5 protein-coding genes and 1 pseudogene are annotated in these 10,720 nt (G+C 47.5%); 3 read left to right on the top strand and 3 right to left on the bottom strand.

Annotated elements, in window-relative coordinates; genetic code table 11:
- Positions 1-51 precede the first annotated feature (51 nt).
- Positions 52-2,556: a YfhO family protein gene (locus HMPREF0666_RS00855; RefSeq protein WP_009010383.1), complete on the bottom strand. Its 2,505-nt coding sequence runs from the start codon at positions 2,554-2,556 to the stop codon at positions 52-54.
- A gap of 106 nt (positions 2,557-2,662) precedes the next feature.
- Here HMPREF0666_RS00855 and HMPREF0666_RS00850 point away from each other — a divergent pair, with 106 nt between their 5' ends.
- The gene (locus HMPREF0666_RS00850; protein WP_009010382.1) at positions 2,663-3,379 is read left to right on the top strand and encodes a 5'-methylthioadenosine/adenosylhomocysteine nucleosidase; all 717 of its coding nucleotides are present in this window, start codon (positions 2,663-2,665) and stop codon (positions 3,377-3,379) included.
- Positions 3,380-3,634: 255 nt separating this feature from the next.
- A complete protein-coding gene (locus HMPREF0666_RS00845; RefSeq protein WP_009010381.1) occupies positions 3,635-4,123 on the top strand; it encodes an S-ribosylhomocysteine lyase in 489 nt (162 codons plus the stop codon).
- A 1,497-nt stretch (positions 4,124-5,620) separates the two neighbouring features.
- Here the strand turns inward: HMPREF0666_RS00845 and HMPREF0666_RS00840 are convergent.
- Positions 5,621-6,133 carry a HutD family protein gene (locus HMPREF0666_RS00840; protein ID WP_009010380.1) on the bottom strand — a complete coding sequence of 171 codons (513 nt, stop codon included), beginning with the start codon at positions 6,131-6,133 and terminating at the stop codon, positions 5,621-5,623.
- A gap of 285 nt (positions 6,134-6,418) precedes the next feature.
- The gene (locus HMPREF0666_RS00835; RefSeq protein ID WP_009010379.1) at positions 6,419-10,198 is read right to left on the bottom strand and encodes a LamG-like jellyroll fold domain-containing protein; all 3,780 of its coding nucleotides are present in this window, start codon (positions 10,196-10,198) and stop codon (positions 6,419-6,421) included.
- A 267-nt stretch (positions 10,199-10,465) separates the two neighbouring features.
- Between HMPREF0666_RS00835 and HMPREF0666_RS17790 the strand changes: the two are divergent.
- Positions 10,466-10,720: pseudogene (locus HMPREF0666_RS17790) on the top strand (IS1380 family transposase); the annotation flags it as partial.

The raw sequence follows: 10,720 nt of genomic DNA, 5'->3' as shown, positions 1-10,720 counted from the left end.
AGGGGCCAGCTGGGGTTGGGTGTTGGGCCACCCCCTTGGCTGTTGGGGTTGCTATTTCCCACTCTTCTTCCACTCTACATACCCAGCGCCAGCGATTGCGAGGAGCAAGATCACGATAGCGATATAGGCGATTGTCTCAGTGGTAGAGATACTTGTTGGGTGGAAATCGAGCACCACAGTGTGTTTACCCGGCTTCACACTCACAGCACGGAGGATATAGTTTACACGGCCAATCTCGGCAGGCTGACCATCGATAGTTGCCTTCCAACCAGGGTAGTAGACCTCAGAGAAGACTACCACACCGCCGTTGCGTGACGAAACAGTGTACTGCAAGTTGTTTGGTTCATACTTATCAAGCTTAACGAAGGCCGTTGAGTCGTTCGCCTTCGCCTGTCCTAACGCTGCCTCAAACTTCTTATCAGCAACCGCTTCATGGCGTACATCGATCTTACCAACCGCTGCATACTCCGCATTAGCATCGTCGACAAAGGTTAGTTTATCGACAAACCAGCCGTTACCCTGTGCGTATGGGTTCAGTAGAGGAGCTGTTTGACCACCCTGCAAAGGTAAGATAAAGTACTTCGTGTTCAACATGTTCAGCACAGGGAAGGTCTTCACACCATCCACCGCACGCATGTTACCACCCGCAGCAGCAATGGCCTGCATCGCCTTCTGCATCTCCGGAGCGATGTAAGCATCGATCATCTCTTGATAACGACGGAGCTTAGCAGGGTGATAACCACCGATACTCTTGTGGAAATAAGAGGTCTCGTTCTCATTAAAAGTATTCGAAGCGAAATTCAATACACGATAGTCAAGGCTCTTGTCCTTATTTATCTCCGTGTCAGCAGCCGTTGGCTGTTGTGGCATATCACGTTCGCTCTTCGGTACAAACATCTCGTCATTGAGGTAGCGCTTGTCCACCTGCCACATATCCACAAGACAAAGCACCAACAGAGCGGCTACCATATAGTCGGCACGGAGTTTCTTCATCTTATAAACGAAGAGCAGGGCAAACCCGATGAGAATGATGACAACCGAACGCCAAGCGTCAGCGCTGACCATAGCCGCACGCATCGTCGAGATGTTAGAAAGGATAGTACCAGCCGTGTTAGCGTCCATTCCCTGCACACTACCAAGCATTTGGCGTTCCTGATCACTCACAAACGGACCCATCATATCGGGGAACAAAGCCACTAACAAGGCCACGCCAGCTGTCAGAGCAAGGCTGATATAAGCATACTTCATCTTCTTTCCTAAGAGATCAGGCTCGTCCACGAGGCGTTTCAACGTCAGTGCTGCCAAGAGAGGGATAGTAAATTCAGCAATGACAAGGATACTCGCCACCGTTCGGAACTTTGCATACATTGGTATGTAGTCAAGGAAGAAGTTCGTGAAGCCCATGAAGTTATGTCCCCATGAGAGTAGGATAGACAGTACGGTGGCTGCCACAAGGGCCCATTTCGTAGCCCCCTTCACCAAGAAGAGGCCTAAGATGAAAAGGAAGAGGACGAACGCACCGACATAGACAGGGCCGCTCGTACCCGGTTGTGTACCAAAGTATTGTGGGAAAGCATCGTAGATTTGCGGTATCATCGACTGCACCTGTGGGTCAGCCTTAGCCATTGCCGTCTCGCTCTTACTAAGAGGAACACTCGCCCCACCCTTTGCGTCGGGCACAAGTAAGGTCATTGTCTCATCAATACCGTAGCTCCATTGCGTGATATAGTCACGGTCTAAGCCCGAACTCGTTTGGTTGGCTCCATCGGCTTTCAGCAACTCGCTCTTGCCACGCATACTCTCTTTCTGATACTGCCAAGTGTGATAAAGGCTTGAGAGATTGATTAATACACCAATCAAAGCAGCCACCGCCAACACGCCCGTAGCCTTAAGGAAGCCCATAAGCTGCTTCTGTCGAACAGCTTGAACAAGGTAGGCAATGACCATAAAGAGTATGATGAACAGATAATAATAGGTCATCTGCACATGGTTAGCCTTCACCTCAAAGGCGGTAAAGATGGCTGTCACGATGAAACCAGACAGGTAACGCCCTCGATAAGCCAGTACTATACCCGCTATCATAGGCGGCAGATAGGCCAAAGCCATTACCTTCCAGAGGTGACCAGCAGCTATGATAATAAGGAAATAGGACGAGAAAGCCCACATGACACTGCCCAATGCGGCCAGAGACTGGCGGAAGTCGAAGGCTCTCAAGAGGATATAAAAACCCAAGAGATAGGCAAAGAGGAACCATACATTCTCTGGTAACCATAGGTGATAAGCGTTCATCACCTGCGACAAGCCGTCGGTCGACTGATAAGAAGGCGACATCTGATAGGTAGGCATACCGCCGAAGATAGAGTTTGTCCAGCGTGTTGTCTCCCCTGTACGGTTCTGATACTCTGTCAATTCCTGCGCCGAGCCGACACCAGCTGAGGCGTCATGGCGATAGAGAATCTTACCCTGAGTGACGGGAACAAAGAAGTATGCGAACGAGATGAGCGCAAACACCACCACTACCACTACATCGGGTAGATATCTTTTCCAAGTTTTCATTCTTATTTATTTTACTTTTGTCGGATGTACAAGATAATGTTTGCAAAGATACAAAAAACTAATAACTTACAATATTCAGCTTCTAACTTTTTCGTACCTTTGCACTATGAAAATAGGAATCATCGTTGCGATGGACAAAGAGTTCGAGCAACTTAAAGCTATTTTGGCTCATTCTCAGACGGAGCATTTCAATCATAAAGACTTCGTCTCAGGCCAGTTGGGAGAGAAGACTGTCATCCTTCAGCAGTGTGGCATTGGTAAGGTGAACGCAGCCATCGGTGCTGTCGAGATGATCAATCGCTTTCATCCCGACCTGATCATCTCCAGTGGCTGTGCTGGTGGAGCTGACACATCGTTAGAGGTGACCGATGTTGTGGTGGCGAAGGAGTGTGCCTACCACGATGCCTACTGTGGCGACGAGGTTGCCTACGGTCAGATTATCGGTATGCCGGCACGCTTCAAGGCTCCTTCGAAGCTCATCGAACGGGCATTGTCACTGAACAGTCAGACAGACGGTGAGGGTCTTCACATCAAGGCCGGACTAACCGTAAGTGGCGAGTGGTTTGTCAACTCGCGTGAGAAGATGCGTGAGATAATGGCGCATTTCCCCGAGGCAACGGCCGTCGACATGGAGAGTTGTGCTATTGCGCAGGTCTGCCATATCTATCACACACCGTTCGTCTCCTTCCGTGTCATCAGTGATGTGCCGCTCAAAGACCATAAAGCCAGCCAGTACTACGACTTCTGGGAGCGTATCGCAAACGGTAGCTTCGAGGTCACAAGGCGGTTTGTTGAGGGGATTGAAGCAGGTGATGGGTGTTGAGTGATGGGGTGTTATTAGCCTTATTGGGCTTATTAGGCCTATTGGTCTTATTGGCCCTATTAACCCCATTGGCCTTATTAGCCCAATACCGTTATTGGCCTTATTGGCCTCATTAGCCTTATTAGCCCAATAGCCTTATTGGCCCTATTAGCCCCATCGGCCTTATTAGCCCTATTGGCCCCATTGGCCTTATTGGCCCAATAGCCTTATTAACCCAATAGCAACTATCAAATTAAGAATCAAAAAAAAAAGACAATGAATAAAATTCCTTCCTTCACCATCGACCACGAGCGACTGCTGCGTGGCATTTACGTAAGTCGTAAGGACGAGGTGGGCAACGAGACCGTTACTACCTTCGATATCCGAATGAAAGAACCAAACCGAGAACCAGTCTTGCATGTCGGTGCCATCCATGCTATCGAACACTTGGCTGCCACCTTCCTACGCAACGATCCCGAGTGGAAAGACCGTGTTATCTACTGGGGACCAATGGGTTGCTTGACGGGTAACTACCTCATCCTACGTGGTGACTTGGCCTCAAAAGATATCGTAGACCTCATGCGTCGCACCTTCCAGTTCGTTGCCGACTTCGAAGGCGACATCCCCGGTGCTGCGCCACGCGACTGTGGTAACTACCTCCTCCACGACCTCCCCATGGCTAAATGGGAGTCACGAAAATTCCTTACTGAGGTGCTCAATAATATCACTGACGCTAATCTCAATTATCCAGAGAAGGAGGAATAAAGGGTGGACTGCGTCAGTTGACGAGTTGACAGTATCAGTTGACAAGTTGACTGGGTAGTAGACGAGTTAACAAGTTAATTGTTCAAACAGGAAAGGAGTTTACAAGTAAACGAGTGAACAAACTGTTTCTATGAAGTAGCAGGCTATCAATACATCCGCATCCGCACTTCTTCCAAGCCAAAGAACAAGGCGTAAAAAGTAGTAGCAGACGAGAGGGAATGTAAATTCTTTTCACCCCCTCCTAACGAACACATGCCCTTCATGCGTCAAGAACATGCCCTTCTCCTATGGAGAACACGCCCCTCTTGCTGCTTGAAGACGCCCCTCTTGCTGCTTATTAGGCCTCCTCTTCTTCCCCCATCACAACGCCCTGAATTCCTGTTAGTTGTAGATTCTATTCTCATTTATATCCCCCTCATCAATTAAGTGTTCTTCCATAGTAATTTGTCAGGGTTTTTCATAAAAACAAGAAAAGCACATGGGACTCTCTACCGTCACAGTTAACACACACAACAAGTCGTTAGGGGCTATCTCTCACAGATGACACAGAACAGTGGGAACACGCAGATAAGATACTAGCTCCCTCCCTCGTCCTCTCCCGCAAAGCGAAGGGGAGTGATTACCGAGATACCGCTATAAGAAAGAGCCTCACCCCCAACCCCTCTCCGAATGGCGAGGGGAGTAATCGCCGAGATGCCCCTATAAAAAGGATGTAGGCTTCATTATGTTCTTTGTTGGCAGTCTTGTAGGGGTAACCTCACATACTACGCCCCTCCCTGCGGGGGAGGGGTTGGGGGAGGGGCCACCTCCTCATGGTCTCGAAACGTGCGCAAAAAGGCTCCGTGAACTCTGTGTGCTCTGTGAGAGAAAAAACTCTCCACTGCGAGTATCCAACAATCTTTCTCTCACAGAAAAACACAGATGAACAGAACACACAGCATTCCACAGAGACATTAAGTCAACCGATATCACAGAGCGTTACAGCTAATGTTAGTTGAAAGGCCTCTGTGAACTCTGTATGCCGGAGGCCTTCTGTGGGCTCGAAACTGCACGCAAAAATGCTCAGTGAACTCTGTGCGCTCTGTGAGAGAAAAAACTCCCCAGCGAGTCTCAAAATGTTCTTTCTCTCACAGAAGAACACAGAAGAACAGAACACACAGCATTCAAAGCAAGTAGTGGCCCCTCCCCCTTCCCCTCCCCCAAAGGGAGGGGCGTGATCACCGAGATACCCCTATAAGAAGGACGAAGGCTTCATGTAGTCCCTTAAACATATCAACAATGGCTATAACGTTCTGTGACCTCTGTATGCCGGAGGCCTTCTGTGAGTTCGAAACTGTGCGAAAAAAGGTTCTGTTAATTCTGTGAGTTCTGTGAGAAAAAACCTCATCAGCGTGAGAGAAAGACCTCACTACGCCCCATACAAGCAGCCCAATAGGGGTAACCTCACATACTACTCCCCTCTCCATTCGGAGAGGGGTTGGGGGTGAGGCCACATTATCACCCTACCCTCACCACGACCGCCTTACCTTCTAAGGAGAAAGGGCCATCGAGGAGGACGGTGTCGTGTCGGTGGATGGCAATGGCATTGACGCAGCAATCCTCAAGGGCGAAGAGTAGCGTTCGACGGCTGTCAACGAAGGATTCGTCTGACAAGATACGAACATCGACGGTCACACCATGGCGCACAATAACATTAAAGTCCACTGCACCCCGCGTATTCTCCGAATAGACTCGTTCGTGTCCTTCAAACTCATACAGTGCATTATGGGACAGCACAATACGTTGATTATCTTTTATCAGTGTAATCTCACCTTCCAAAGGTAGGATATACCGTGTGAAACCAGAGAAGTCAGAGAACTCGCTCTCCACATTGTCAATGATGGCCGAAGAGATACGCACGTCAAAACACCGTGCCGACAAATCACCATCAGCAGGTGATATAAACACCTGACGTGTGACCCCACCCTCCCACGTCGTCGTCTTGTAATTTGATTGAGTGATTATTTCCATAATATAATAAAAGGAGAACAACAAGTCACAACAAGCCACAAATAAACACAACCGGCCCCTCCCCCGACCCCTCCTCCAAAGGAAGGAGAGTAGAATGCGTGATACCCCTATTAGTCAGGACACGTCCTTCTGCTATTCATAAGCAAGTTGTTCCCAGTACTTCCCATCTGTCAGTAAAGATTAGTTCACTGGAGAATCGCATACCTTTTTATTGGGGTATCTCGCATTTCACTCCCCTCCCTATGGGGGAGGGGCAAGGGGGAGGGGCCTGTCGTGGTTGCCTTTCTACTTCTTCACAACCTTCACGGTCTTGTAAACCTTACCATTCTTAAGCACCTGAACGAGGTACATACCCTTTGCGCCAGTGATAGCTACGTTTACGACCTGACCCTGTGCAGCCTCAAAGCTATTGCTCTGGAGGAGTGCGCCAGTAGTACCGAGAACGTTGATTGTGTAGCGACCATTGTCAGCAAAGCGCAGATTTACGCTCTCAACGAATGGGTTAGGATAAACAGAGAAGCCAAGCTGAGCATCGACTGCATCGATAGCGTTAGCCTCAGAGGTAATCTCAACGATTTCCTCTACTGTCTTCTCAGCCTCGCCCCAACCGTTCTTCAGCTTCAAGGTTACATTCTTCTTACCAGGAGCAGCGTAGGTAACGACAGCTGTCTTATCAGCAGATGAAGAGATCTGACCATCGCCCAAAGTCCAAGTAGGAACTGTCTTAATCTCGTATGTACCGACAACACCAGGGAAGCCTAATACATCGTTGTTTGGCTTTTGGTCAACATAAGAAGCACCAGAGGTGTTCTCGCCACCGCTACCAGCAACAACGACAACAGAACCGTCATAGTTTCTACCAGCAGTACCGAGGTTCTTAAACTTCAAACCATCAACCTCCTCAAAGGTGAAGTAAGCCTTCAAGTCAGCAGGAACTTCGCCTTCCTTGTAGCCCTTCATCGCCTGTAATACCTCATCGTCGGTAAGTGGTCTGTTCCAAACCTGCACCTCATCAATGACACCATTGAAGCCACTCTTGTAGACACCACCACCACCGATGAAGATGTCGGCTACCTGACTGATATCAATACGTCCGTCGGTACGTACTACATCCTCACGACGCTTAGACTCAGTGAAGCTGTGATCAGCCACCTTACGACCGTTGAAGTAAATCTTCTGCATATTGCCATCATCCTGTGTTACGACGATATGGTTCCATACACCAGGAGTAACATTGTAACCAGTAGACATCACTTCCTCGTAAGGATTATCGTGAGCTGTCCAACCCATAGTGTTGAACGAAATCTCATTCGCTTCATGCTTCGTTCTATGACCCTGCCACTGTGGACGGATAGTTACCCAAAGGTCACCCCAGTTGTTATGTGGCCACTTGTCATGGATAGAGTTCTTATTGATAAGGTTTGTACCCTGACTATCGTGGCTGAACTTGTCTGCCTTGAACCAGAGAGCGTATGAATAAGACTTACCCTGCTGAACATCACCAGGGATGCGGAACATCTTAGGGTCGGTAATCTCAAGACCACGTGACGCCTTACCCTCACCGAGACGACCCTCGTAAGTGTAAGTTACGTTCTTACCTGTCACTTCTGTTGTCTTGTCAGCAGTGATATCGGTAATCTGAGGAACAGCACCTGTAGCCTCTGGCGTAACCTTTACCTTACCACGGATGATACTTTCCTTACCGTTGCTATCCATAACAACGAGGTCGTATGTACCCTCTGTTGGAACAGTAAACTTAGCACTTGTACCGCTTTCGCCCTGAGCAACAACAGCACCAGTAACTGCATTCTTCAACTTCCATGACTGAGCAGCAGGAACCATGTCATCAAGATACTTGAGTGTGAACTCCTCGTTTGGCTTGATAACAGGACGGTCAGCAACAACATCGCTCAATGGCTGGTTGTATTCAACCTTCTTATACTCTGACCATACAATGTCAGAACCCTTCTTACCATCAGGAGACACGGCACGTACACCGAAACGGCAGTCGCGTTTGTCAGCACCTGATACCATTGGAGCATCAACAACATAGGCAGCCCAAGAGGTAGTAGCGGTAAGCAACTGCACTGGCTGGTCTTTCTGCTGGAAGTAGATTTCATAATACCATGTACCAACTTCGTCGTTATAAGTCTTCTCCCAGCCTGATTCTTCCTTAGAAGCATACTGCATCTTGAAGTCACAAGCGTTGTAACGACCACGGAGAATCTCAACCTTCTTGATTGTTGGAGCCACTGTAGCAAAGTCTTTTGCATTGTCGCGGAGTGCCATCTCACCAACACGCAACTCATAGTTAGCAGGAGTATTCTCAACAACAAGACCCATCATCGCTACCTTATCACCAGCAGCCAAACCTAAGTCTGAAGCCTTTACGCTGAAAGTCTTCCACTCGCCTACTGCCTCAACAGCTGGCAAAGCCACCTCTTTATACTCGGTGACGTGGTCCTTCAAGGCTACAAAGAACTTAGCATGAGAATCCTTGCCTGCGATAGTCTTATAGGTAACAGAGAACTCATAGTCTGGCTTTACCTCAAGCATCGTCTTAAAGAGCTTCACACGTGAGAAGTCTGTCTGACCAGAGATAGCCAAACATGAACCACCCCAGTAAGCATCGTCGAAGGTAAGTTCTGCCTTTGCAAGGCTATTGATATTCCCTGTGTTTACCTGATCAGCACCATCAGTAATCCACCAACGCCATGTTGGCATGTAATCCTGTGTATTGAGGTTATACCACTTGTGATTGAAGGTAACCTTACCATCCTTGCGGAAGCTCAAACCATTACCAAGGTTAAAGCGTGAAACGAATGGAACCTGCTGGATAGTAGACTTCGCTGTGAGGAAGGTTGCAAGTCCGTGGAAGCTCTTTAAGCTTGCATTCGCCAAATTACAATCCGTATTGATGGCTGGCAACAGTCCTGGATTGTTATATCCACCACTAAACATAAGCTCCTGCTTCTTCAGATAAGTCTTCTGAATAGCAATGTCAGATGTACCATTGTCAGTAGCACTCTGGTGGATAAGGCTCTGCTTGTGAGCGCCCCAGAAACCGATAGAAATATCGTTGTCTAACAATGCGCTCCAACTTGCCTGACGCAAACCACGACCTTGAATGTCAAAGCCTGCATAATAATCGAAGCTACTACGACCCAAACTCTGTGCTGTACTTACAGAACCTCTCAGATGACTTGGTCCCCAGTTGTAGTTAGCGAAAAGCATATCGGTAGCAATATTGTCCTTGTTACCGAAGATCTTCTTGTTGTGATTGCCCAAACCACCATCAAAGTGAATACGACCATCATCTCCAGTACCATCATACCAATGTACTTCAAACTTCCAGTTGAGTTTCTCTGCTTCCTTATGACATGCCACAAAGAAGTCTGATAACAGTGTCATAACTGAAGAGCTGGTATGGAACTCAGAGTTAAAACCAATACCATTGATACCATAAAACTTCATCATACGAACCAATGGCTCTGCATAGACGAACTTATCGTTCTTCTTCTGAGTAAGCTGGTATAAAATTCGACCATAGTTGTCATAGCTCCAACGACTTGGGTAAACCGTATTGCCGTAAGGTATAGACATTACACAGCCCACGGTAACACCGTTCTTATGAGCAATGTCAGTCAGACCTGCAGTAGAACGAATCCAAGGTGAAGTCCAGTTTCCGTGGATATCAATGTATGACCACAAACTAAAGTTATCGCCCTCAAAGCAATAACGAGGGAGCGCCTTCCACTGAGCGGTAGGGTCGTCAAGCGGTGTCCACAGACACATCTTACGATCGCGCTTCACGCCTTGGCGCACCTGATAGTCACCGTCCTTAATACGCTCGAGTGGGCGAACACGAGAGATAAAGAACTGGTCGTCAATCTCACTAACGCCCTGTGGTTGCTTCATCTCGCCTTTCAACCACGCTTCAAGGTAGTTAGGCAGGTTCTCAAACTTAGCATCCTGGATGTCCAATGGATGTGTTGGCGTACGCTGTGCATTCACAGTGAGACAGCTTGCCAATGCCAAGGATGCAAATAAAGTAATCCTTTTCATGAATAATAAATGTTTAGTTTATAAATGATTTTAGGTTTATACAGCTATAGGCATATAACTATATAAGGTTTGTCTCTGTTTAGCAATTATGCTGTTTATTTATACTTTCGGGTTTAAAGATTAAATGTTCTTATACCTTAATTCCGCAGCATAAATTCTTGTAAGAACTCCAAGTGTCTGAGAAACAAAGTTCTCAAAACACTTGGATATGTCAGAAATTTCACCTATCTTAGTGCTGCAAACATAACAAGTAAGCAAAAATCTGACATGACAAAGGTAGCAATTAAAAACGAGAATATCACTTCTTTCGGTGGAATTTATCATATTATGGACGTTTTCTCAAAAGTTGGGCTTTGAAAAACTTACCGAATCTGTATTGGGCAAACGTGGAAGTAGTGGCAAAGCATTCAGCCATGGAAGTATTTTCGGCTCTCTCTTCTTCAGTTACCTTTGTGGTGGAGAATGCCTTGAGGACATCAATGTGCTTATAGGGCAGTTCAAGCAGAGACCTAATACGCTATT

It is taken from the genome of Prevotella sp. C561, from assembly GCF_000224595.1.
GTDB lineage: Bacteria > Bacteroidota > Bacteroidia > Bacteroidales > Bacteroidaceae > Prevotella > Prevotella jejuni.
This window is presented reverse-complemented; position numbering and strand designations above follow the sequence as displayed.

Coding starts and splice junctions, on each gene's coding strand:
- HMPREF0666_RS00845 (WP_009010381.1), top strand. CDS start 3,635: ATGAATAAAATTCCTTCCTTCACCATCGACCACGAGCGACTGCTGCGT.
- HMPREF0666_RS00850 (WP_009010382.1), top strand. CDS start 2,663: ATGAAAATAGGAATCATCGTTGCGATGGACAAAGAGTTCGAGCAACTT.
- HMPREF0666_RS00855 (WP_009010383.1), bottom strand. CDS start 2,556: ATGAAAACTTGGAAAAGATATCTACCCGATGTAGTGGTAGTGGTGGTG.
- HMPREF0666_RS00835 (WP_009010379.1), bottom strand. CDS start 10,198: ATGAAAAGGATTACTTTATTTGCATCCTTGGCATTGGCAAGCTGTCTC.
- HMPREF0666_RS00840 (WP_009010380.1), bottom strand. CDS start 6,133: ATGGAAATAATCACTCAATCAAATTACAAGACGACGACGTGGGAGGGT.